Below are 21,390 nucleotides of genomic sequence, written 5' to 3'. Positions count from 1 at the left end.
TCAAGCCTCGGAAGATGATTGCTTGTAGTTGTAGCCGATCGGATGCGGCATGTTGCGCGCCTTGGCCAGTTCGATCTGCTTTTGCCGGTCGATGGCGCTGCGGCGGGTCTTTTCGCTCAGCTTGTCCCAGCAATGCGGGCAACTGATGCCAGGCGAATAATGCTCCGAAGCACGATCCTCTGCGCTGATCGGGGTGCGACAGGCATGGCACTGATCGTAGTCGCCTTCGCTGAGATCGTGGCGCACGGTCACGCGGTTGTCGAAGACAAAGCAGTCGCCGCGCCATTTGGTCTCTTCCTGGGGCACCTCTTCGAGGTATTTGAGAATCCCGCCCTTTAGGTGGTAGACCTCTTCGAAACCCTCGTTGAGCATGAAGCTCGAGGCTTTTTCACAGCGAATGCCACCGGTGCAGAACATCGCGACTTTCTTGTGCCGGGCCGGGTCGAAGTTGGCTTTGATGTACTCGGGAAACTCACGGAAGCTGGCGGTCTTGGGATCGATCGCGCCTTCGAAGGTACCGATGGAGACTTCGTAATCGTTGCGCGTGTCGATCAGCAGCACTTCCGGATCGCTGATCAGCGCGTTCCAGTCTTGCGGTTCGACATAGGTGCCGACCCGCTTGTTCGGGTCCACGCCTTCTACGCCGAGGGTGACAATCTCTTTCTTGAGCTTGACCTTGGTGCGGTAGAACGGCTGCTCGTCACAGTACGACTCCTTGTGGTCGATGTCGTCCATGCGCGGGTCGTTCTTGAGCCAGGCCATCAGCCCGTCGATGCCTTCGCGGGTGCCGGAAACGGTGCCGTTGATGCCTTCCTCGGCAATCAGCAGGGTTCCTTTGATGCCGTTGTCGAGCATCGCCTTGAGCAGGGGCTCACGCAGCTCGACGTAATCTTCCAGGGTGACGAACTTATACAGTGCCGCCACGACAATCGGTGGTGTCATGGATATCTCTCCAGGTGGCTACCCTCGCAAAGGGTGAACCGGATGCGAAAAAAAACGCGCCGGGGTGAGCGGCGCGTTGCGGATTCTAGCAAAAAACATGTGGCTTTAGGAGCAAGAGCCTTTGTCTCAAATATCAGTGCTTACTGCCACCGGCACAGGTCGGCGATGCCGGGGCTGCGTCGATCTGCGCCCATTCTTCAGGCGTGTAGGTGTGCAGCGCCAGCGCATGGAATTCGCCCATCAGCTCGCCCAACGTACCGTAGACCTTCTGGTGCCGCTTGACCCGATTGAGCCCCTCGAACTGCTGGCTGACCACCACTGCCTTGAAGTGGGTCTCAAGCCCACGGCTGTGCATGTGGCTTTCATCGAGCACTTGCAGGTGCTCGGGCTGCAGCAGCCCGAGAGTCGATTCAATGCGTTGTTGCATGCTCATGCCAGGGCTCCGCTTATGGCTTTTTCTTGGCCGGGGCGGCGGCTTTCGGCTCAAGCTCGGCGGTCATGTCGGCCAGCAGCTTGTTGACCACCGGCACCGCGCTTTCCAGCTTGGCCTGGGTCAGTTGCGCCGATTGCTGGGTCAGCTGCGGCATTTTTTCCAGGACTTTCTTGCCCAGGGGAGACTGATAGAAGGACACCAGGTCCTTGAGCTCCGATTCGCTGAAGTTGGAGGTGTAGAGCTTGACCATGTCCGGCTTGAGCTTGTTCCAGCCGATCGCCTGGTCCAGCGCGGCATTGGCCTTGGCCTGGTAGGTTTCCAGGGTGGCCTTTTTCGACTCGGGAGCCTTGGTCTGCTCAAAGCGCTGGGCAAACATCTGCTGTACTTGCATGTACACCGGGGTACCCAGCTTGTCAGCGTGCGCCAGGGTCAGGAACGCTTCGGCACTGGCGTTGTGGCTGGCGGTATCGGCAAGAACAGGGCCGCTGGCACACACCAGAGCAACTGCGGTACAGATGGCACGAAGACGGGTCATCGAGTTTCCTTTTCTAACAGGCGAGGTAAAACCCCAAGGGCGACCATTCTGCGCCTAAAAAACGCCGGGGCTCAACCCTGTACTTGGCTCGACTGATTGACGGGCCGAACCGGCCAGCCCTAGATTGAGGGAACCGGTGACGCCCGTCAGGGCCTAAACTGCGCATTCAGCCCTACAGGAGTTTGACCCGATGAGCCGTATCGAAACCGACAGCCTTGGCCAGGTTGAAGTCCCGGATGAAGCCTATTGGGGCGCCCAGACACAGCGCTCGATGATCAACTTTGCCATTGGCAACGAACGCATGCCGCTGTCGGTGCTGCATGCCCTGGCGCTGGTCAAGAAAGCCGCCGCGCGGGTCAACGACCGCAACGGTGACTTGCCCGCCGACATCGCCCGCCTGATCGAACAGGCGGCCGACGAGGTGCTGGCCGGCCAGCATGACGATCAGTTTCCCTTGGTGGTCTGGCAGACCGGCAGCGGGACCCAGAGCAACATGAACGTCAACGAGGTGATTGCCGGGCGCGCCAACGAGCTGGCGGGCAACCCCCGTGGCGGCAAGAGCCCGGTGCATCCCAACGACCATGTCAACCGGTCCCAGAGCTCCAACGACTGCTTCCCCACCGCCATGCACATCGCCGCCGCCCAGGCCGTGTACCAGCAATTGCTGCCGGCCATCAGCGAGTTGTCCGGCGGTCTCGCGGAACTGGCGGCGCGCCACATGAAACTGGTCAAGACCGGCCGCACCCACATGATGGATGCCACGCCGATCACGTTCGGCCAGGAACTGTCCGCCTTCATTGCCCAACTCGACTACGCCGAGCGGGCGATCCGCGCTTCGTTGCCGGCGGTCTGCGAGCTGGCCCAGGGCGGCACGGCGGTGGGCACCGGGCTCAATTCGCCGCACGGTTTCGGCGAAGCGATTGCCGCTGAACTCGCGGCGCTGTCCGGGCTGCCGTTTGTCACCGCGCCGAACAAGTTCGCCGCACTGGCAGGTCATGAACCGCTGACCACGTTGTCCGGCGCGTTGAAAACCCTGGCGGTGACGCTGATGAAAATCGCCAATGACCTTCGGCTGCTGGGCTCCGGGCCACGGGCGGGATTTGCCGAAGTGAAATTGCCGGCCAACGAACCGGGCAGCTCCATCATGCCTGGCAAGGTCAACCCGACCCAGTGTGAAGCCTTGTCGATGCTGGCGTGCCAGGTATTGGGCAATGACGTGACGATCGGTTTTGCCGCCAGTCAGGGACACTTGCAGTTGAACGTGTTCAAGCCGGTGATCATCCACAACCTGCTGCAATCGATCCGCCTGCTGGCCGATGGCTGCAGCAACTTCCAGCAGCACTGCATCGCCGGCCTCGAACCGGATGCCGAGCAGATGGCCGCGCACCTGGAGCGTGGTCTGATGCTGGTGACGGCGCTGAATCCGCATATCGGCTACGACAAGTCGGCGGAGATCGCCAAGAAAGCCTACGGCGAAGGGCTGACGCTACGGGAGGCAGCGGTGCAGTTGGGGTACCTGACCGATGAAGAGTTCGACGCCTGGGTCAGGCCGGAGAACATGCTGGAGGCGGGTGGCCAGGGCTGAGTTTCGATGGACTGAGATACCGCTTCGCGAGCAGGCTCGCTCCCACAGGATTTGGGTTGGCTGCATTATTGTGCCGATTTGAAACCCATGTGGGAGCGAGCCTGCTCGCGAAGGCGATGTGTCAGTCAACTCGTGTGCCGGCTGATCCACCGCTTTCGCGAGCAAGCCCGCTCCCACAGGATTTGGGTTGACTGCATTATTGTGCCGATTTGAAATCCATGTGGGAGCGAGCCTGCTCGCGAAAGCGATATGTCAGTCAACTCGTGTGCCGGCTGATCCACCGCTTTCGCGAGCAGGCTCGCTCCCACAGAGGGCTAACGCCCCAGCGCCAGGCGTTCGCGCCGGGCCCTGAGCCCGGCGATGAGCGATGGCCCCAGCGCCACCAGCGCCGACCCCAATACCACCAGCACTGCCCCACCGTAACCCAGCAGATTGATCTGCTCGGCATGCACATAGTCGGGCCACCACCAGGCAGCCATCGCCACGGCCGCGAAGGTCACCAGCGGCGTGATCGCCAGCGTCGCGCTGACCCGCGAAGCCTCCCAATGCGCCAACGCCTCGGCGAACGCGCCATAGGCAATCAGCGTATTGAGGCAGCAGGCCAACAATAGCCAGCCTTGCAGCGGGCTCAGTTGCAACGCTTCCAGTGGATGCACCCAGGGCGTGAGCAACAGCGCGCAGAACAGGTAGATCACCATCATCACCTGCAGTGAATTCCACACCGTCAGCAATTGCTTCTGGCCCAGGGCATAGAACGTCCAGACGGTCGAGGCCAGCAATACCAACAGAACGCCAGCGGTGTACTCGCTCAGGGATGTCAGCAATTCGACGAGGCGCTGATTGAAGAACAGCGCAAAACCGATCAGCAGCACCAGCAAACCAATGCCCTGCCCCACGCTGAAACGCTCCTTGAATACAAACAGGCTGGCGACCAGCAGCATGATCGGCCCCATCTGCACCACCAGTTGGGCGGTGCCGGGGCTCAGGCGGTTCAGGCCCATCAGGTACAGCACATAATTGCCCACCAGCCCCAGCACCGCCATGCCTACCAGCCAACCGCCACGGGGCCCGAGCACCTTGCGGCTGGGCAGGCGTCGGGTTGCCGCCAGGTAGATGAACAGCAGGCCACCGGACACCGTCAGCCGAAACCAGGTCACCGTCACCGGATCCATCACCTGCAGCACTTGCTTGAGCTTGATCGGCAGGATTCCCCACAACAAGGCGGTCAGCAGGGCGAGGAACAGGCCGTAGACCCAGCGACCGGACGATATGTGCATGCAACCCTCGAAGCCAAGACATGAACGACCATTCTAGGTCCGAATCGCTCGGCAACACAGGGACAGTTGGCGCTGCGACGCTGATGGAATTGTAAGGGTCGTAGCCGTCGATCGGCTGGACAGGCACAAAACGGCGGCACCACATATGCTCAATTGAAACGACCACGCAGCCCCCAATGGAGACCGAAATGCCTGGAACGCGCGCCGAAGATACAGATGCTCCCAAGACGATTTACCGCAGCAGCGATCGGATCGTCCGGGAGAATGGCAAGTTCTATTTCGATACGCGCGAAGGCACCCAGGAAGGTCCGTTCGAAAGCCGCGAGGCTGCGGAGCGGGAGATAGCGGCGTATATCCAGCGGATGCTGCAGCTGACCAAGGTTGCCAGCTAAGCAGAAAAACCCGTGGCGAGGGAGCTTGCTCCCGCTGGGCCGCGAAGCGGCCCCCTACGGTTTACCCCAGGAAAAAAGCGGCGACTGCTTCGCAGCCGAGCGGGAGCAAGCTCCCTCGCCACGAAAGGCTGCGTTTATCTGACCGCCTCGAACAACCCCGTCGCCCCCATCCCGCCGCCCACGCACATGGTCACGACGCCGTAGCGCAGGCTGCGCCGTTGCAGCTCCCGCACCAGATGCCCCACCTGCCGCGAGCCGGTCATGCCGAACGGGTGACCGATGGAAATCGAGCCGCCGTTGACGTTGTATTTCTCGTTATCGATCTCCAGTCGATTGCGGCTGTACAGGCACTGGGATGCAAACGCCTCGTTGAGCTCCCACAAATCGATATCGCCGATCTGCAAACCCTTGGCCTGGAGCAATCTAGGCACCGAGAACACCGGGCCGATGCCCATCTCGTCCGGCTCGCAGCCGGCCACGGTAAAGCCACGGAAAAATGCCTTGGGCTTGAGCCCCAACGCCAGGGCTTTTTCCAGGCTCATCACCAGGGTCATCGAGGCGCCGTCGGATAACTGCGAAGAGTTGCCCGCCGTCACCGAACCGTCTTCGGCGAACACCGGTTTCAGCCCGGCCAGGCTTTCATACGTGGTATCGGGGCGGTTGCAATCATCGCGATCAACCACCCCGTCAACGATCTGCACCGCACCGGTGGTCTTGTCCTCGACCCGGTATTTCACCGCCATCGGCACGATTTCATCGTCGAACAGCCCGGCTGCCTGGGCCCGGGCCGTGCGCTGCTGGCTCTGCAAGGCGTAGCGGTCCTGCTCATCGCGGCTGACCTGGTAACGGCGCGCGACGATCTCGGCGGTCTGGCCCATGGGGAAGTAGATCCCTGGCACCTGCTCCTTGAGCAACGGGTTGATCAGGTTGTCAGTGTTGACGCTTTTCATCGTCAGGCTGATGGATTCCACGCCACCGGCGACGATGATCTCGCTGCAGCCGGAGGCGATCTGGTTGGCGGCGATGGCGATGGCTTGCAGGCCCGAGGAACAGAAGCGGTTCAGTGTCATCCCGGCCGTGCCGATGCCCAGCTGCGAGAGCACCGCCACGTTGCGCCCGATGTTGTAGCCTTGGGCGCCTTCGTTGGAACCGGCGCCGACGATGCAGTCCTCGACACTGGCCGGGTCGATATCATTTCGCGCCAGCAACGCGTTGACGCAATGGGCCGCCATGTCGTCCGGGCGGGTCATGTTGAACTTGCCGCGAAAGGACTTGGCCAGGCCGGTCCGTACGCTGTCGACGATCACCACTTCACGCATCGCGGATACCTCATTGTTGTTATCGGTTCAGGAGTGGATTCGAGGATAAATCCAGCCCATAACCGAACGCGACAATCATTCACCCCGCGTATGCGCCGCCATCGGCCTATTTCTTTTTGCGCGCCTGCCTGGCGGAACGTTCGAACGCGGCCTCCAGCGCGTCGTTGAGCGTACGCAATACCTTGACCCGGGCCCAACGCTTGTCATTGGCTTCCACCAGGGTCCACGGTGATATTTCGGTGCTGGTGCGATCGACCATGTCGCAGACCGCCGACCGATAGGCATCCCACTTGTCACGGTTGCGCCAATCATCCTCGGTGATCTTGAAGCGCTTGAACGGGATTTCCTCGCGTTCCTGGAAGCGCTCCAGTTGGGTTTCCTTGTCAATGGCCAGCCAGAACTTCACCACCACCACGCCGGCATCGGCCAGTTGCTCTTCGAAGTCGTTGATTTCACCGTAGGCCCGCAGCCAGTCGGCACGGCTGCAAAAACCTTCGACCCGCTCCACCAATACCCGCCCGTACCAGGAGCGGTCGAACATGGTGAACTTGCCCCGCGCCGGAATGTGCCGCCAGAAACGCCACATGTAGGGGTGGGCGCGTTCTTCCTCGGTGGGCGCGGCAATCGGCACGATGCTGTACTGACGCGGGTCGAGCGCCGCGGCGACCCGGCGGATCGCCCCACCCTTGCCCGCCGCGTCGTTACCTTCGAACACCGCCACCAAGGCATGCCGGCGCATGCGCTTGTCCCGCAGCAGCCCGGCGAAGCGGGCCTGCTCGGTGATCAACTGCTCCTCATAATCGGCCTTGTCCAGGCGCAGCGTCATGTCGAGGCTGTCGAGCAAGGTCACTTGGTCGTCCAGTGCCGGCAATGCTGCCACGTTGACTTTTTCCGGGCTGATCTTCGGTCGGTCCAGGGCCTGGCGCAGGCCTTCGAGCAAAATCTGCCCGACCGCGAGGCTGCGATAACAGGCATCCACGCCTTCGATCACATGCCAGGGTGCGTAGTCGCGACTGGTGCGGCGCAGCACGCGCTCGCCGTATTTGACGAACTTGTCGTAGGTCTGGGACTGCTGCCAGTCGAGCGGACTGATGCGCCAGCTGTGCAGCGGGTCGTCCTTGAGACTTTTCAGGCGGGCCTTCATCTGTTTCTTGGAGAGGTGGAACCAGAATTTGAAGATCAGCGCACCCTCATCGCAGAGCATCTTCTCCAGACGCTCGGCGCCGTTGATTGCCTGATCGAGCCGCGGGTCCTTGAACTCGCCATGCACCCGCCCTTGGAGCATCTGGCTGTACCAGTTGCCAAAAAAGATCCCCATCCGCCCCTTCGCTGGCAGCATCCGCCAATAGCGCCAGGCCGGCGGCCGCGCCAGTTCCTCGTCGGTCTGCTGGTCGAAGGTGCGCACCTCGATCAGCCGCGGATCCATCCACTCGTTGAGCAGCTTTATCGTCTCGCCTTTGCCCGCGCCTTCGATGCCGTTGATCAGGATGATGACCGGGAAGCGGCCTTGCTGATGCAACTCGTACTGAGCTTCGAGCAACGCTTCACGCAATGCCGGCACCTCGGCTTCATAGGTTTCTTTGTCGACGACGTGACCGATTTCAGCGGATTCGAACATGGACAGCTCCTTCCAGGAATGGGGCAAGACTAGCGGATTGGATACGCCGCTGCGCAGCAGATTCCCTTCAGACGTGCCCACGCTTGCCGTGGATCAGGCATTGCCGCGCTGATCGGCTAGAATGGCGACCTTGTTTTGACCGAGCCAGCCATGACGCCCATCCAGCACCACGCCCAACTCGACTGGGATGACCAGGGTCGCCCCCGCTCCCGGGTATTCGGCGACGTGTATTTCTCCGACCAGTCGGGCCTGGAAGAAACCCGCTACGTGTTCCTTGCGCAGAACAACCTGGCCGAGCGTTTCGCCGCGCTGATGGAGCACGGACGACTGGTGATCGGCGAAACTGGATTTGGCACCGGGCTGAATTTTCTCTGCGCCTGGCAGCTGTTCGAAGAATGCGCACCGACCGGTGCGCGCTTGCATTTCGTCAGCGTCGAAAAATTCCCCCTGAGCCCCGAGGATCTGCGTCGGGCCCTTGCCCTGTGGCCGGAGCTCAAGTGCCAGGCTGATCAATTACTTAAGCAGTACGTCGCGATTCACCAGGGTTTCCAGCGCATGACCCTGGCGGGCGGTCGAGTAACATTGACCCTGTTGATTGGCGATGCCCTGGAGCAACTGCCGCAGCTGGACGGACAGATCGACGCCTGGTTCCTGGACGGTTTTGCCCCGGCGAAAAACCCGGAGATGTGGACCGCCGAGCTGTTCGCCGAACTGGCGCGGCTGGCAGCGCCCGGCGCCACCCTTAGCACCTTTACCAGCACCGGTTGGGTGCGCAGGCTGCTCAATGCGGCGGGCTTCAAGATGAAGCGCACCCCGGGCATCGGCCACAAGTGGGAAATCCTCCGTGGGGTATTTCTCGGCTGGCCGGACCAGGTGCCCAAACCCGCCCCGGCCAAGCCCTGGTATGCCCGCCCCGCCCCGCCGGCTGGCGAACGCCATGCGCTGGTGATCGGCGGCGGCCTGGCCGGTTGCGCCAGCGCGGCGAGTCTCGCGGCCCGCGGCTGGCGAGTGACCTTACTGGAGCGTCACGCCGGGTTGGCCGAGGAAGCGTCCGGCAATCCCCAGGGCGTGCTGTACCTCAAATTGTCGGCCCACGGCACGGCGTTGTCGCAGATGATCCTCAGCGGTTTCGGCTACACCCGGCGCTTGCTCGAAAACCTGCAACGGGGCCTCGACTGGGACGGATGCGGAGTCTTGCAGCTGGCCTTCAACGAGAAGGAAGGCCAACGCCAGCGCCAACTGGCCGAGGCGTTTCCAGGGGGTCTGCTGCGAATTGTCGATCGCGCCGAAGCCGAGGCGCAGTCCGGCATCGGCCTGGCCTGTGGCGGCCTGTTTTATCCCGAAGGCGGCTGGGTACATCCGCCAGCCCTGTGCCGCTGGCAAGCCTCGGCTGCTGCGATTACCGTGCAGCCACATCGCGAAGTGCTTGAACTGCGACGTGTCGACGGCCAATGGCAGGCTTGGGACGGCGAACGTTGCCTGGCCAGCGCCCCGGTGGTAATCCTCGCCAGCGCCGCCGAGATCAAACGCTTCAAACCGGCCGCCGGGTTACCCCTCAAGCGCATTCGCGGGCAGATCACGCGGCTGACGCAAACCACCCGCAGCCAAAGCCTGGCGACGGTGGTCTGCGCCGAAGGCTATGTGGCGCCGTCGCGAATGGCCGAGCACACCCTGGGCGCCAGTTTCGATTTCCACAGCGATGACCTGACCCCCACCGCCGCCGAGCACGCCGGCAACCTGCAAATGCTCGAAGAAATCTCCCACGATCTGGTGGACCGCCTGAACGCCGATACCCTCGATCCGCAGCGCCTCGAAGGCCGCGCGGCGTTCCGTTGCACCAGCCCCGATTACCTGCCGATTGTCGGACCGCTGGCTGACAGCCGGGCGTTCGTCGAAACCTACGCGGCCCTGGGCAAGGATGCGCGCCAAGTGCCGGACACGCCGTGCCCCTGGCTCGACGGCCTGTACGTCAACAGCGGGCACGGCTCCCGAGGCCTGATCACTGCGCCGCTGTCGGGCGAACTGATCGCCGCCTGGCTGGACAACGAACCGCTGCCACTGCCGCGAAGCGTCGCCGAGGCCTGCCACCCGAACCGGTTTGCCTTGCGGGCGGTGATTCGGGGCAAGGCCAATTGACGACTGGCCATCTTTCCCCTGTGGGAGCGAGCCTGCTCGCGAAAGCGGTAAGATCAGCCACCATCGGGGCGCCTGACACAACGCTTTCGCGAGCAGGCTCGCTCCCACGGGGTGTTCGTCGGTCTGAATGACCTGCGATCCCCACCCGTCGGCTTATAACGCATCGATATAAAACTCAGAGCAATCCCTCCGGTCAGTTTCAGAGTACCCACCATTTCGGTGTGTACGGCTTGACCCCTCCCCAACGGAAAAACCGGTAAGGACTTATGTGCGGATTAGCTGGAGAGTTACGTTTCGATCAACAACCTGCGGACCTTGCGGCCGTAGAGCGCATCACCCATCACCTGGCCCCTCGCGGCCCTGACGCGTGGGGCTTTCATAGCCAGGGGCCGATCGCCCTCGGCCACCGGCGCCTGAAAATCATGGACCTGTCCGATGGTTCGGCCCAGCCGATGATCGACAATCAACTGGGCCTGTCCCTGGCATTCAACGGCGCGATCTACAACTACCCGGAACTGCGCAGCGAACTCGAAGGCCTGGGCTACACCTTCTACTCTGGCGGCGACACCGAAGTGTTGCTCAAGGGTTATCACGCCTGGGGCGAAGCCCTGCTGCCCAAACTCAATGGCATGTTCGCCTTCGCCATCTGGGAACGCGACGCCAGGCGGTTGTTCATTGCTCGCGACCGTCTCGGCGTCAAGCCGCTGTACCTGTCGCGTACCGGCCAGCGCCTGCGCTTTGCCTCGGCGCTGCCGGCCCTGCTCAAGGGTGGCGACATCAATCCGGTGCTTGACCCGATCGCCCTCAATCACTATCTGAATTTCCACGCGGTCGTCCCGGCGCCACGCACCTTGTTGGCGGGCATTGAAAAACTGCCACCGGCGACCTGGATGCGCATCGAAGCGGACGGTCGCACCGAGCAGAAAACCTGGTGGACGCTGCCCTACGGCCCACGGGCCGATGAACAGAACCTCAACCTGGAAGACTGGATCGATCGCGTGCTCGACAGCACCCGCGAAGCCGTCGCCATTCGCCAGCGCGCCGCCGTCGACGTGGGCGTGCTGCTCTCGGGCGGCGTCGATTCGAGCATGCTCGTCGGCCTGTTGCGCGAAGTGGGCGTGGAAGACCTGTCCACCTTCTCCATCGGCTTCCAGGACGCCGGCGGCGAGCGCGGTGACGAGTTCCAGTATTCGGACCTGATCGCCAAGCACTACGGCACCCGCCACCATCAGTTGCGCATCGATGAGAAAGAAATCATCGAACAGCTGCCGGCTGCTTTTCGCGCCATGAGCGAGCCGATGGTCAGCCACGACTGCATCGCCTTTTACCTGCTGTCGCGGGAAGTCGCCAAGCACTGCAAGGTGGTGCAAAGCGGCCAGGGTGCTGACGAACTGTTCGCGGGTTACCACTGGTATCCGCAAGTGGACGGCGCCAGTGACCCGTACGCCGCCTATCGCGCCGCGTTCTTCGACCGCAGCTATGAAGAATATGCCGCGACCGTGCAGCCTGGATGGCTGACGGCCAACGACGCCGCCGGTGACTTCGTCAAGGAGCACTTCGCCCGGCCGGGCGCCGATGCGGCCGTCGACAAGGCCCTGCGCCTGGACAGCACCGTGATGCTGGTGGACGACCCGGTCAAGCGCGTCGACAACATGACCATGGCCTGGGGCCTGGAAGCGCGCACGCCATTCCTGGACTATCGGCTGGTGGAGCTTTCAGCACGGGTTCCGGCGAAATTCAAGCTGCCCGATGGCGGCAAGCAGGTACTCAAGGAAGCGGCCCGCCGGGTGATCCCGAGCGAGGTCATTGACCGCAAGAAAGGTTATTTCCCGGTCCCGGGCCTCAAGCACCTGGAAGGCAACACCCTGGCCTGGGTTCGCGAACTGCTGCTGGACCCGAGCCAGGATCGCGGCTTGTTCAACCCGACCATGCTCGACCGTTTGCTGACCGACCCCAACGGCCAGCTCACGCCTTTGCGCGGCTCGCGGCTATGGCAATTGGCGGCGCTGAACCTGTGGCTCAGCGAGCAAGGAATCTGACTGATGAAACCCCACCCGACCCTTCACAACCAACGTCTTTTGCGTGGACAACCACCGTCCTACGAACGCTTGCAGGCGCGCCTGGCCGAAGATGGCAGCGAACTGGGCGCCGCTCCGATCGCCGTGCATTGCGGCTGGGGCCGCTTGCTCATCGGCCATACCTTTCCGGACCCGGCGACCCTGGCCCAGGAGCTGCTCAACGAGCAGCCCGGCGAACGTGACATTGCCTTGTATGTCGCCGCGCCCCAGCAAGTGCTGGGGCTGGAACCTGCGCACCTGTTCCTTGACCCATCGGATACCCTGCGCCTGTGGTTCAGCGATTATCGCCAAGCCACGCGAGTGTTTCGTGGCTTCCGGATCCGCCGGGCCCAGAGCGAGAGCGACTGGCAAGCCATCAACCAGCTCTACCAGGCTCGCGGCATGCTGCCCATCGATCCCGAGCGCCTGACCCCGCGTCACCAGGGCGGCCCGGTGTACTGGCTGGCCGAAGACGACGACACCGGCGCGGTGATCGGCAGCGTCATGGGCCTCAACCACCAGAAAGCGTTCAACGACCCGGAAAACGGCAGCAGCCTCTGGTGCCTGGCGGTGGACCCGCAATGTTCGCGGCCCGGCGTCGGCGAAGTGCTGGTGCGCCATCTCATCGAGCATTTCATGAGCCGTGGCTTGAGCTACCTGGACCTGTCGGTGCTGCACAACAATCGCCTGGCGAAAAATCTCTACGCCAAGCTCGGCTTCCGTAACCTCTCGACCTTCGCCATCAAACGCAAGAACGGCATCAACCAGCCGCTGTTCCTCGGGCCGGGGCCCGAGGCGCAATTCAACCCGTACGCGCGGATCATCGTCGAGGAAGCGCACCGGCGTGGCATCGAAGTGCAAGTGGATGACGCCGAGGCCGGGCTGTTCACCCTAGTGCATGGCAGCCGGCGGGTTCGCTGCCGGGAATCGCTGAGCGACTTGACCAGTGCGATCAGCATGACCCTGTGTCAGAACAAGAGCCTGACCCACAAGGTGCTGAAAAATGCCGGTCTGAACCTGCCGGCGCAACAGCTGGCGGGCAATGCCGACGACAACCTGGCGTTTCTCGATGAACACGAGCGCGTGGTGGTCAAGCCGCTGGACGGCGAACAGGGCCAGGGCGTGGCGGTGGACCTGCGGACCATCGAGGAAGTCCAGAACGCCATCGAAACGGCCCGGCGCTTCGACAGCCGCGTGCTGCTGGAGAGCTTCCACGAAGGGCTCGACCTGCGCATCCTGGTGATCGGTTTTGAAGTGGTGGCGGCGGCGATCCGGCGCCCGGCGGAAGTGATCGGCGACGGCCAGCACACCATTGGCGCGCTGATCGAGGCGCAGAGCCGGCGGCGGCAGGCGGCTACCGGGGGTGAAAGCAAGATCCCGATGGATGCCGAGACCGAGCGAACGTTGAGCGCGGCCGGGTATGGCTATGACAGCGTGCTGCCGGCGGGTGAGCATCTGTTTGTTCGACGCACCGCGAACCTGCATACCGGCGGCGTGCTGGAAGACGTCACCGCGATCCTGCATCCGACCCTGGCCGATGCGGCGGTGCGCGCCGCGCGGGCGCTGGACATCCCGATGGTCGGCCTCGACTTGCTGGTACCGGCGGCCGATCAACCGGAATATGTGTTCATCGAAGCCAACGAACGCGCCGGCCTGGCCAACCACGAACCGCAACCCACTGCCGAGCGCTTTGTGGACCTGTTGTTTCCCCATAGCCAGGCAGTGGTCTGACTCAAATCTCTCCGTGGCGAGGGAGCTTGCTCCTGCTCGGCCGCGAAGCGGTCGCTCAGGCCCCGAGGTCTGAAAAGAAGGACCGCTTCGCGGCCCAGCGGGAGCAAGCTCCCTCGCCACAAGGTTCCCCTATGCAAAACTTAACGTTCCGCGAGGAGTTTCCATGATCAGCAAAATTCCCGAACCGGATCTCGCATACCTGCAGAAAGTCCTGTTGGAAATGCTCGCCATTCCCAGCCCGACCGGCTTCACCGATACCATCGTGCGGTACGTTGCCGAGCGACTCGAAGAGCTGGGCATCCCTTTCGAAATGACCCGGCGCGGCACGATCCGCGCCACCCTCAAGGGCCGCAAGAGCAGCCCTGACCGGGCCGTATCGGCTCACCTGGACACCATCGGCGCCTCCGTTCGCGCCATCAAGGACAACGGCCGCCTGACGCTGGCGCCGGTGGGCTGCTGGTCGAGCCGCTTTGCCGAGGGCAGCCGGGTCAGCCTGTTTACCGACACCGGGGTGATCCGTGGCAGCGTGCTGCCGCTGATGGCCTCCGGGCACGCGTTCAACACCGCCGTGGATGAGATGCCCATCAGTTGGGACCACATCGAACTGCGCCTGGACGCCTACTGCGCCACCCGCGCCGATTGCGAAACGTTGGGGGTGGGTATCGGCGACTATGTGGCGTTCGACCCCTTGCCGGAGTTCACCGAAAGCGGCCATATCAGCGCCCGTCACTTGGATGACAAGGCCGGGGTCGCCGCGTTGCTGGCGGCGCTCAAGGCGATTGTCGACAGCGGCGAGGAACTGTTGATCGACTGCCACCCGCTGTTCACCATCACCGAGGAAACCGGCAGCGGCGCGGCGGCCGCGCTGCCTTGGGACGTCAGCGAATTCGTTGGGATAGACATTGCACCGGTCGCGCCAGGCCAGCACTCCAGCGAACATGCGGTGAGCGTGGCCATGCAGGACTCGGGAGGCCCGTACGACTACCATCTGTCGCGACATTTGCTGAAGCTGGCCAAGGAGCACGAACTGCCGGCGCGCCGCGACCTGTTTCGCTATTACTTCAGCGACGCCCATTCGGCGATTACCGCCGGGCACGACATCCGCACCGCCCTGCTCGCCTTTGGCTGCGACGCGACCCATGGCTACGAACGCACCCACATCGACAGCCTGGCCGCGCTGAGCCGCCTGCTCGGTGCCTACATCCTCAGCCCGCCGGTATTTGCCAGCGACGCCCAACCGGCCCAGGGATCACTGGATCGCTTCAGCCATCAGATCGAGCATGATGCGCAGATGGAAAGCGACACCCGGGTGCCGTCGGTGGACAGCCTGATCGGGCACCGTTCGGATAGCTGAACCCGCTCGATGTTGGCTGACAGCATGGCTTTTTGGGAACGAACATAAATCCAATGTGGGAGCGGGCTTGCTCGCGAAGGCGCAGGTACAGTCAACATCAATGCTGGCAGACCCATCGCTTTCGCGAGCAAGCCCGCTCCCACAAGGATATGCAGTCACTGACAAAACCCAAGGCTAGCCGGAAAGGCCCATTGGCCGTAGCATCGCGGCATACTCCAGTCGAGGTCCCCATGCTGATCCCCTACGACCAACTCGAAGTCGATACGCTCACCCGCCTGATCGAGGATTTCGTCACCCGTGACGGTACTGACAATGGCGACGATACCCCGCTGGAAACCCGCGTCCTGCGGGTCAGGCAGGCCCTGACCAAAGGCCAGGCCATGATTGTCTTCGATCCCGAAAGCGAACAGTGCCAATTGATGCTCAAGCACGATGTGCCCAGACATCTGTTCGATTAACCGACCTTGCGGTCGGACCCGGCCTTTTTTCTCTGGATCCTGTCGTAGACCTCGGAACGATGAACCTCCACGTGCCGGGGCGCTTCTACGCCAAAGCGCACGGTGCCACCGCTGATCGACAGCACGCGGACGGAAATCTCATCACCGATGGAAATCAACTCACCTACGGTACGGCTTAATACGAGCATGGTCTTGTCCTTAAGAGTGATTGGACATTGACCATGCACGGCCTGTTTTCCGAGCACAAGATACCGGCGGGAATTCAGTAAACCCCTACAAACAACTGTCCGTTGGCTGAAGGAAACGTCCTGCAAAACCACGCCGAAACGGCAGTTTACGGCCCCGAAAAACGTGGACCGAACAGAATCACGCTGGCCCCCACGACACAGAGGGCCACGCCGACCCAGTCGGAACCCAGCGGCCGCACCCGTTCCACCACGGCCAGCCAGCCGATCGAGGCGATGATATAAATGCCACCGTAGGCGGCGTAGGCGCGACCGGCATAAGTGGCTTCGATGCGCGTCAGCAACAGGGCGAATAACGCAAGGCTGAGCAGCGCCGGCACGATCCACCAGGCACTCTTGCCCTGGCGCAACCACATCCAGAAGGCGTAGCAGCCAGCGATCTCGAACAGCGCGGCGAGAAAAAACCACAGGTAATTGAGCATTGCTATGTCCATCAGGAAGGCACGAATGGCGCCATCCTGAGGACACCGGGCAATCAGGTCAACTCAGGCCTGCCGTGCCTTGGCGCGCATCTTGTCGGCCATTGCGGTCATTTCGTCGTACAGCAGTTGTGGATTTTTCTGTTTGAGGGCCCAGGCCATGCGCCCCTGCTCGTGGGGCAGGATCATGAATTCACCCTGGGCGACATGCTGGTAGATGTAATCGGCAATGTCCGCCGCGCTGATCGGCGAGCTTTCCAGCAGTTTGCCCACCTGGGCCTTCATGGCCGGGGTCGGGCCACGGAACGAGTCCAGCAGGTTGGTCTGGAAGAACGACGGACATACCACATGCACGCCGATTTCCTGCTGGGCCAGCTCGACCAGCAGGCTTTCCGACAGCGCCACGACGCCGGCCTTGGCCACGTTGTAGTTGCTCATGGCAGGCCCCTGCATCAGCGCCGCCATGGAGGCGATGTTGATGATCTTGCCGCGGCTTTTTTCCAGCAGTGGCAGGAACGCCTTGCAGCCCTTGACCACCCCCATCAGGTTGATTGCGATCTGCCAGTCCCAATCCTCCAGCGAGAGCTCGCTGAAGAACCCGCCCGAAGCCACGCCAGCGTTATTGACGATGATATCGATGCCGCCAAGCTTCTCCTCGCAGGCCTGGGCGAATGCGGTGAGCTGGCTGTAGTCGCGCACGTCACAGCGCTGGACGAAACCCTCGCCACCGGCATCGCGCACCAGCCGGAGGGTTTCCTGAAGGCCGGGCTCGCTGACATCGGACAGGGCCAGGTGCCAGCCTTCATGGGCCCAGCGCAGCGCGATTTCGCGGCCCAGGCCGGAGCCGGCACCGGTGATCATCATGCGATTTTGCATAGGGAAACAGCCTTGTTGTTCCGGGAGAGATGCGCCGAGTGTAGCGAAGGACCCGAACAGACCCATGCACCATCAGATTGCTGAATGGCGAGGGCAAACCGTGGAGGGTTTTGATTGCCAACGCTTCCGTGGCGAGGGGATTTGTCCCCGTTGTTTGCATGAGCCAACTGGCCGAAATGGAAGGGGGCCGCTACGCGACCCAACGGGGATAAATCCCCTCGCCACCAAAGGCAGCGTCCGGCACTAATAGACTAACAACAAAAAACATTGAATTTTTTACAGGACGTTACGGTCGGACTTAATAAGCCGCCCGGATTCAACGCACGCGCGCTGGCAGTTGAAAGTTACATCACTCCAGAACTGACCAATAAGGAAATCAACAATGGGCACTATTCTTATCATCATCCTGATCCTCCTGCTGATCGGTGGCCTTCCGGTCTTCCCGCACTCCAGAAGTTGGGGTTATGGCCCGTCCGGTATCATCGGCGTTGTGCTGGTCGTGCTGTTGATCTTGTTGTTACTTGGCAAGATATAAAACACCAAGCATAAAAAAAGAGGCCTTTGAGGCCTCTTTTTTTATACGTCGCGATTATCAGTCCGGCTTGCCGTCAACAACACCGGCGGTGTTATCCAGCAGGCTCTTGGTCGCGGTTTGCAGGAACGCCTCGAGCTTGAGTTTCATCTCTGCGGTGTCAGGTGCATCCGGAATGATCTCCGCATGCGGATTGGCCCCCAGCTGATAGCGGAACAGCTTCGCTGGCATGGCCTTTTCTTCCGGCAGTACCAGGATCGTGTCGTCGCGAATGATCGCGGTGGTCTGGTCGCTGCCCGACGGCTTGATCACGCCAAAGCCGGTGTCGCCTGGCGGCAGGTTCAACAGGTCACGGCCCCAGCACTGGTTACGCACCTGTCCGCCGAGCCGTCCCATGATGGTTGGAACGATATCGACCTGGGTGCCCACGGTGTGGCTGCGCTGGCCGAATTTTTCCTGGATGCCCGGGCCGATCAGCAACATCGGCACGTTGAAGCGGCCAAGGTCCATTTCGGTGATCTGGCGCTCGTTGCCGAAGCCATGGTCGCCAACCACGACAAACAGGGTTTCCTTGAAGTAAGGCTCCTTGCGCGCCTTCTCGAAGAACTGCCCCAGCGCCCAATCGGAGTAACGCATGGCGGTCAAGTGTTCGTTCAGGCGACCACGGTCCGTGACCGGCTCGACCGGCAACGGCGTCGGCAGTGCGTAAGGCGTGTGGTTGGACAGGGTCTGCAACAACGCATAGAACGGCTTGCCGTTTTCCCGCGCCTTGAGCTCGATCAGGCCACGGTCGAACATGTCCTGGTCGGACACGCCCCAGGTCGGGTCGGAGAACACCGGGTTCACATAGTCATTACGACCGATGAAGGTGGTCATGCCCTGGTTGCTGAAGAAACCCGACTGGTTGTCCCAGGCGAAATCGCCGTTGTAGACATACACATCGTCGTAGTCCCGGGCGCTGAGCAGTTGCGGCAGGCCCGAGAGCTTGTGACTGCCTTCCGGTGTCTGCATCAGATATTCAAAACCCGGCAGGTTCGGGAAACACGCCATGGTGGCGAACATGCCCTGGTGGGTGTGGGTGCCGTTGGAGAAGAAGCGGTCGAACAGCAGGCCTTCCTTGGACAGCTTGTCCAGGTATGGCGTGATGTTACCCGGCGCGCCCAGGGCGCCCACCGAGTGACCGGCCATGCTTTCCATCAGGATCACCACCACGTTCTTGATCGGCAGTGTCTTGTCGGCCGGCGGCGTGTAGTCGCGTCTTACCGCGGCAGTCCCGGCGTCGACGAGCTTGTCGTCGGGCATCACCAGCATGTCGCGCACGGTCTGCTGCGCCAGCGACGATTCGAGGGTGGCCTTCCAGACATTGTCACGGTGTTCGGACATCCGGCTCTTGGCCGCCGCCACCAGCGAAAGCGTACCGTTGAGGCCCAACTGGTTGGCGAAGTTCGAATCGGTGGTATAGACGTCGCCCCAACGCAGGGGCGGGCCTTGGCGCAAGGTGCCACGGGCGGCGGCGACGGCCACCACCAGGCAGACCAGGAACACCGCGACGCGGCCATACCACGGGGCGATCTGGCGGGTGCCGATGCTGCCGCCACTGAACGGCCCGCGTGGCCGGGTAGCGCGATCAGCACCCTTGAAGGCCAGGGCCAGGATCAGCGTGCCGCCGGCCCAGGCCAGCAGGTAGCGCACCACCGGGAAACCGTACCAGAGCATGCTCATGACGGTTTTCGGGTCTTCCTGCACATATTGGAAGACCAGGCCGTTGAGGCGCTGGTGGAACTCGCGGTAGAAGTCCATTTCCATCAAGCCGAGAAACAGCGCGATGCTGGACGTGACGGTCAGCCAGAAACGAAAGAATCCACGTGCCGCCATCGCCCGTGCGCTGAACAGGGCCAGCAGCAGCGGGATGCACAGGTAGACCACCAGGCGCAGGTCGAAACGCAGGCCGTTGGCGAACGCTTCGACGAAGGTAGAGGCCGGTGTATCAAGGATCATCTCGCGGTTGTAGACCAGCAGCGCAACGCGCAGCAGGCTCAGCATGACCATCATCACCAACGCACAGAGCAACGTGTAGGCCAGGTGCGATTTGACGGTCGGTTGCAGCAGGCGATGCGTGGTGCGCTGCTGACTCAGGGCGTCCGGGATTGCCATGTCGTTTGAGGACCTATTGGAGTTGGAGTGACGAATAGAACAACGGCGCGCCCTCTGTTGGCCAGATATCAGGCCCGGGGCTTGCGCAAGTGCGCGAATGTCGCACGAACGGCCATGGCATTGCCATTAAATAACCGCTGGCGACAGAGCGCGGGGGATTGTCGACAAGACTTGGTGAAAATTTCGTTCAATGAATATCTGGAAACACAAAAGCACCCCAGCGCCCTTGTGGCGAGGGAGCTTGCTCCCGCTGGGCTGCGAAGCGGCCCCCAACACACGCTGAGGCAACTGGGTGTGTCAGGTAGATCCAGGAGGGCCGCTTCGCGCCCCAGCGGGAGCAAGCTCCCTCGCCACAGAAGGATCTCGCCTCAATTGCGGGGCCTCAGTCGTTGCTCGGCTTGTTGATCGCCTGCAGCACATATTGCGGCATGGCGAACGCGCCCAGGTGAATCTCGGGGTTGTAGTAGCGCGTCACGATACCGCTGCCAATGAAGCGCTCGCGCAGGGTTTCGCGAGAAAGCTTGCGGTGAGCGGTATCAGTCGAGCCCCAGGCGAAGGTCATGGCGCCGCCGATGTACGTCGGCACAGCGGCCTGGTAGAAATGCCAGTCGGCGAACAGGTCATGCAAGCGTCCGGCGGTGGTCTGCACTTCGCCCAGTTGCATGAACGGCGTGCCGTTCTGGGTCACCAGGATCCCGCCTTCGTTCAGGCAGCGATGGCAAGCCTGGTAGAAGTTCTCCGAGAACAGCACTTCGCCCGGGCCGATCGGGTCGGTGGAATCGGAAATGATGACGTCGAATTTCTCCTGGGTGGTGGCGACGAAACGCATGCCATCGTCGATCACCAGGTTCAGCCGCGGGTCGTCGTAGGCACCCTTGGAGTGGTTGGGCAGGAACTCCTTGCACATGTCCACCACCGTGCCATCGATCTCGACCATGGTGATGTGCTCGATACCGACGTGCTTGGTCACTTCACGGAGCATGCCGCCGTCACCGCCACCGATGATCAGCACGCGCTTGACGGCGCCATGAGCGAGGATGGGTACGTGGGTGAGCATCTCGTGATAGATGAATTCATCGGCTTCGGTGGTCTGGATGACACCATCCAGGGCCATGACCCGGCCCATGCGCGGGTTTTCGAAAATCACCAGGTGCTGGTGCTCGGTGCGCACTTCGTGCAGCAGCTTGTCCATGCGAAAACGCTGGCCATAGCCTTCGTAGAGGGTTTCCAGGTAGTCGCCGGTCGGGGTGGTCGTCATGGTCAGGTGCTCCGATCAATACGCGTTGGCCAGTGAAGGCTCGCAAAGGCGCGCATTCTACGACGCTGG

At 62.1% G+C, this 21,390-nt stretch carries 19 protein-coding genes; 8 read left to right on the top strand and 11 right to left on the bottom strand.

Translation table 11 applies throughout. The features are described 5' to 3' along the window. The 3 genes from J3P96_RS08655 to J3P96_RS08645 form a co-directional block, all read right to left on the bottom strand. Complete coding sequence (locus tag J3P96_RS08655) at positions 1-942, bottom strand: rhodanese-related sulfurtransferase (RefSeq protein ID WP_434572706.1); 942 nt, start codon at positions 940-942, stop codon at positions 1-3. 133 nt (positions 943-1,075) lie between these two features. Continuing rightward, on the bottom strand, positions 1,076-1,375 hold the full coding sequence (locus J3P96_RS08650; RefSeq protein WP_434656514.1) for a BolA family protein: 300 nt from the start codon (positions 1,373-1,375) through the stop codon (positions 1,076-1,078). A 13-nt stretch (positions 1,376-1,388) separates the two neighbouring features. Then, the gene (locus J3P96_RS08645; RefSeq protein ID WP_030141033.1) at positions 1,389-1,910 is read right to left on the bottom strand and encodes a DUF2059 domain-containing protein; all 522 of its coding nucleotides are present in this window, start codon (positions 1,908-1,910) and stop codon (positions 1,389-1,391) included. 190 nt (positions 1,911-2,100) lie between these two features. Here J3P96_RS08645 and J3P96_RS08640 point away from each other — a divergent pair, with 190 nt between their 5' ends. Continuing rightward, on the top strand, positions 2,101-3,495 hold the full coding sequence (locus tag J3P96_RS08640; RefSeq protein ID WP_434656513.1) for a class II fumarate hydratase: 1,395 nt from the start codon (positions 2,101-2,103) through the stop codon (positions 3,493-3,495). Positions 3,496-3,809: 314 nt separating this feature from the next. On the opposite strand, the gene J3P96_RS08635 is transcribed toward J3P96_RS08640, so the two are convergent. Continuing rightward, complete coding sequence (locus J3P96_RS08635) at positions 3,810-4,772, bottom strand: DMT family transporter (RefSeq protein WP_305499672.1); 963 nt, start codon at positions 4,770-4,772, stop codon at positions 3,810-3,812. A gap of 188 nt (positions 4,773-4,960) precedes the next feature. Between J3P96_RS08635 and J3P96_RS08630 the strand changes: the two genes are divergently transcribed. Beyond that, positions 4,961-5,164: a DUF6316 family protein gene (locus tag J3P96_RS08630; RefSeq protein WP_305499671.1), complete on the top strand. Its 204-nt coding sequence runs from the start codon at positions 4,961-4,963 to the stop codon at positions 5,162-5,164. A 134-nt stretch (positions 5,165-5,298) separates the two neighbouring features. Here the strand turns inward: J3P96_RS08630 and J3P96_RS08625 are convergent, their stop codons facing one another. Further along, positions 5,299-6,483, bottom strand: a complete 1,185-nt coding sequence (locus J3P96_RS08625) for a thiolase family protein (RefSeq protein WP_434572700.1) — start codon at positions 6,481-6,483, stop codon at positions 5,299-5,301. A gap of 106 nt (positions 6,484-6,589) precedes the next feature. After that, positions 6,590-8,101 carry a polyphosphate:AMP phosphotransferase gene (gene pap, locus J3P96_RS08620; protein ID WP_434629294.1) on the bottom strand — a complete coding sequence of 504 codons (1,512 nt, stop codon included), beginning with the start codon at positions 8,099-8,101 and terminating at the stop codon, positions 6,590-6,592. Between the two features lie 150 nt (positions 8,102-8,251). Between pap and mnmC the strand changes: the two genes are divergently transcribed. The 5 genes from mnmC (at position 8,252) to J3P96_RS08595 (ending at position 15,837) form a co-directional block, all read left to right on the top strand. Then, positions 8,252-10,237, top strand: a complete 1,986-nt coding sequence (gene mnmC, locus J3P96_RS08615) for a bifunctional tRNA (5-methylaminomethyl-2-thiouridine)(34)-methyltransferase MnmD/FAD-dependent 5-carboxymethylaminomethyl-2-thiouridine(34) oxidoreductase MnmC (protein ID WP_434656511.1) — start codon at positions 8,252-8,254, stop codon at positions 10,235-10,237. Positions 10,238-10,503: 266 nt separating this feature from the next. Further along, complete coding sequence (locus J3P96_RS08610; protein ID WP_434656509.1) at positions 10,504-12,276, top strand: N-acetylglutaminylglutamine amidotransferase; 1,773 nt, start codon at positions 10,504-10,506, stop codon at positions 12,274-12,276. 3 nt (positions 12,277-12,279) lie between these two features. Continuing rightward, positions 12,280-14,025 (top strand): N-acetylglutaminylglutamine synthetase, encoded by a 1,746-nt coding sequence (ngg, locus tag J3P96_RS08605; protein ID WP_434656507.1) that lies wholly within the window; start codon positions 12,280-12,282, stop codon positions 14,023-14,025. A gap of 163 nt (positions 14,026-14,188) precedes the next feature. Continuing rightward, entirely contained in the window at positions 14,189-15,379 is a 1,191-nt protein-coding gene (locus J3P96_RS08600) for an osmoprotectant NAGGN system M42 family peptidase (RefSeq protein WP_434629286.1), read from the top strand. A gap of 230 nt (positions 15,380-15,609) precedes the next feature. Continuing rightward, positions 15,610-15,837 (top strand): YheU family protein, encoded by a 228-nt coding sequence (locus tag J3P96_RS08595; protein WP_305499664.1) that lies wholly within the window; start codon positions 15,610-15,612, stop codon positions 15,835-15,837. Here J3P96_RS08595 and csrA read toward each other — a convergent pair. The 3 genes from csrA to J3P96_RS08580 form a co-directional block, all read right to left on the bottom strand. Beyond that, positions 15,834-16,025 (bottom strand): carbon storage regulator CsrA, encoded by a 192-nt coding sequence (csrA, locus tag J3P96_RS08590; RefSeq protein WP_305499663.1) that lies wholly within the window; start codon positions 16,023-16,025, stop codon positions 15,834-15,836. The genes J3P96_RS08595 and csrA overlap by 4 nt on opposite strands. A 146-nt stretch (positions 16,026-16,171) precedes the next feature. Beyond that, the gene (locus J3P96_RS08585; RefSeq protein ID WP_434572686.1) at positions 16,172-16,504 is read right to left on the bottom strand and encodes a YnfA family protein; all 333 of its coding nucleotides are present in this window, start codon (positions 16,502-16,504) and stop codon (positions 16,172-16,174) included. A gap of 63 nt (positions 16,505-16,567) precedes the next feature. Continuing rightward, a complete protein-coding gene (locus J3P96_RS08580) occupies positions 16,568-17,377 on the bottom strand; it encodes an SDR family oxidoreductase (RefSeq protein WP_434656505.1) in 810 nt (269 codons plus the stop codon). A gap of 382 nt (positions 17,378-17,759) precedes the next feature. On the opposite strand from J3P96_RS08580, the gene J3P96_RS08575 reads away from it, so the two are divergent. Beyond that, the gene (locus J3P96_RS08575) at positions 17,760-17,912 is read left to right on the top strand and encodes a DUF3309 family protein (RefSeq protein WP_018606531.1); all 153 of its coding nucleotides are present in this window, start codon (positions 17,760-17,762) and stop codon (positions 17,910-17,912) included. A 57-nt stretch (positions 17,913-17,969) separates the two neighbouring features. On the opposite strand, the gene J3P96_RS08570 is transcribed toward J3P96_RS08575, so the two are convergent. Together J3P96_RS08570 and speE are read right to left on the bottom strand one after the other, a co-directional pair. Further along, the gene (locus J3P96_RS08570; protein ID WP_434656504.1) at positions 17,970-20,063 is read right to left on the bottom strand and encodes an LTA synthase family protein; all 2,094 of its coding nucleotides are present in this window, start codon (positions 20,061-20,063) and stop codon (positions 17,970-17,972) included. 382 nt (positions 20,064-20,445) lie between these two features. Next, positions 20,446-21,321: a polyamine aminopropyltransferase gene (gene speE, locus J3P96_RS08565; protein ID WP_434656503.1), complete on the bottom strand. Its 876-nt coding sequence runs from the start codon at positions 21,319-21,321 to the stop codon at positions 20,446-20,448. Between the last annotated feature and the right edge of the window lie 69 nt (positions 21,322-21,390).

It is taken from the genome of Pseudomonas sp. R3-56, assembly GCF_051132075.1.
In the GTDB taxonomy this organism is placed as follows: domain Bacteria; phylum Pseudomonadota; class Gammaproteobacteria; order Pseudomonadales; family Pseudomonadaceae; genus Aquipseudomonas.
Note: the sequence above shows the minus strand (reverse complement) of the source record. Positions and strands in the feature narration are given on the sequence as shown.

What these genes read in the sequence shown, in the direction of transcription:
- J3P96_RS08655 (WP_434572706.1), bottom strand. Translation starts at nt 942, where the DNA reads ATGACACCACCGATTGTCGTGGCGGCACTGTATAAGTTCGTCACCCTG.
- J3P96_RS08650 (WP_434656514.1), bottom strand. Translation starts at nt 1,375, where the DNA reads ATGAGCATGCAACAACGCATTGAATCGACTCTCGGGCTGCTGCAGCCC.
- J3P96_RS08645 (WP_030141033.1), bottom strand. Translation starts at nt 1,910, where the DNA reads ATGACCCGTCTTCGTGCCATCTGTACCGCAGTTGCTCTGGTGTGTGCC.
- J3P96_RS08640 (WP_434656513.1), top strand. Translation starts at nt 2,101, where the DNA reads ATGAGCCGTATCGAAACCGACAGCCTTGGCCAGGTTGAAGTCCCGGAT.
- J3P96_RS08635 (WP_305499672.1), bottom strand. Translation starts at nt 4,772, where the DNA reads ATGCACATATCGTCCGGTCGCTGGGTCTACGGCCTGTTCCTCGCCCTG.
- J3P96_RS08630 (WP_305499671.1), top strand. Translation starts at nt 4,961, where the DNA reads ATGCCTGGAACGCGCGCCGAAGATACAGATGCTCCCAAGACGATTTAC.
- J3P96_RS08625 (WP_434572700.1), bottom strand. Translation starts at nt 6,483, where the DNA reads ATGCGTGAAGTGGTGATCGTCGACAGCGTACGGACCGGCCTGGCCAAG.
- pap (WP_434629294.1), bottom strand. Translation starts at nt 8,101, where the DNA reads ATGTTCGAATCCGCTGAAATCGGTCACGTCGTCGACAAAGAAACCTAT.
- mnmC (WP_434656511.1), top strand. Translation starts at nt 8,252, where the DNA reads ATGACGCCCATCCAGCACCACGCCCAACTCGACTGGGATGACCAGGGT.
- J3P96_RS08610 (WP_434656509.1), top strand. Translation starts at nt 10,504, where the DNA reads ATGTGCGGATTAGCTGGAGAGTTACGTTTCGATCAACAACCTGCGGAC.
- ngg (WP_434656507.1), top strand. Translation starts at nt 12,280, where the DNA reads ATGAAACCCCACCCGACCCTTCACAACCAACGTCTTTTGCGTGGACAA.
- J3P96_RS08600 (WP_434629286.1), top strand. Translation starts at nt 14,189, where the DNA reads ATGATCAGCAAAATTCCCGAACCGGATCTCGCATACCTGCAGAAAGTC.
- J3P96_RS08595 (WP_305499664.1), top strand. Translation starts at nt 15,610, where the DNA reads ATGCTGATCCCCTACGACCAACTCGAAGTCGATACGCTCACCCGCCTG.
- csrA (WP_305499663.1), bottom strand. Translation starts at nt 16,025, where the DNA reads ATGCTCGTATTAAGCCGTACCGTAGGTGAGTTGATTTCCATCGGTGAT.
- J3P96_RS08585 (WP_434572686.1), bottom strand. Translation starts at nt 16,504, where the DNA reads ATGCTCAATTACCTGTGGTTTTTTCTCGCCGCGCTGTTCGAGATCGCT.
- J3P96_RS08580 (WP_434656505.1), bottom strand. Translation starts at nt 17,377, where the DNA reads ATGCAAAATCGCATGATGATCACCGGTGCCGGCTCCGGCCTGGGCCGC.
- J3P96_RS08575 (WP_018606531.1), top strand. Translation starts at nt 17,760, where the DNA reads ATGGGCACTATTCTTATCATCATCCTGATCCTCCTGCTGATCGGTGGC.
- J3P96_RS08570 (WP_434656504.1), bottom strand. Translation starts at nt 20,063, where the DNA reads ATGGCAATCCCGGACGCCCTGAGTCAGCAGCGCACCACGCATCGCCTG.
- speE (WP_434656503.1), bottom strand. Translation starts at nt 21,321, where the DNA reads ATGACGACCACCCCGACCGGCGACTACCTGGAAACCCTCTACGAAGGC.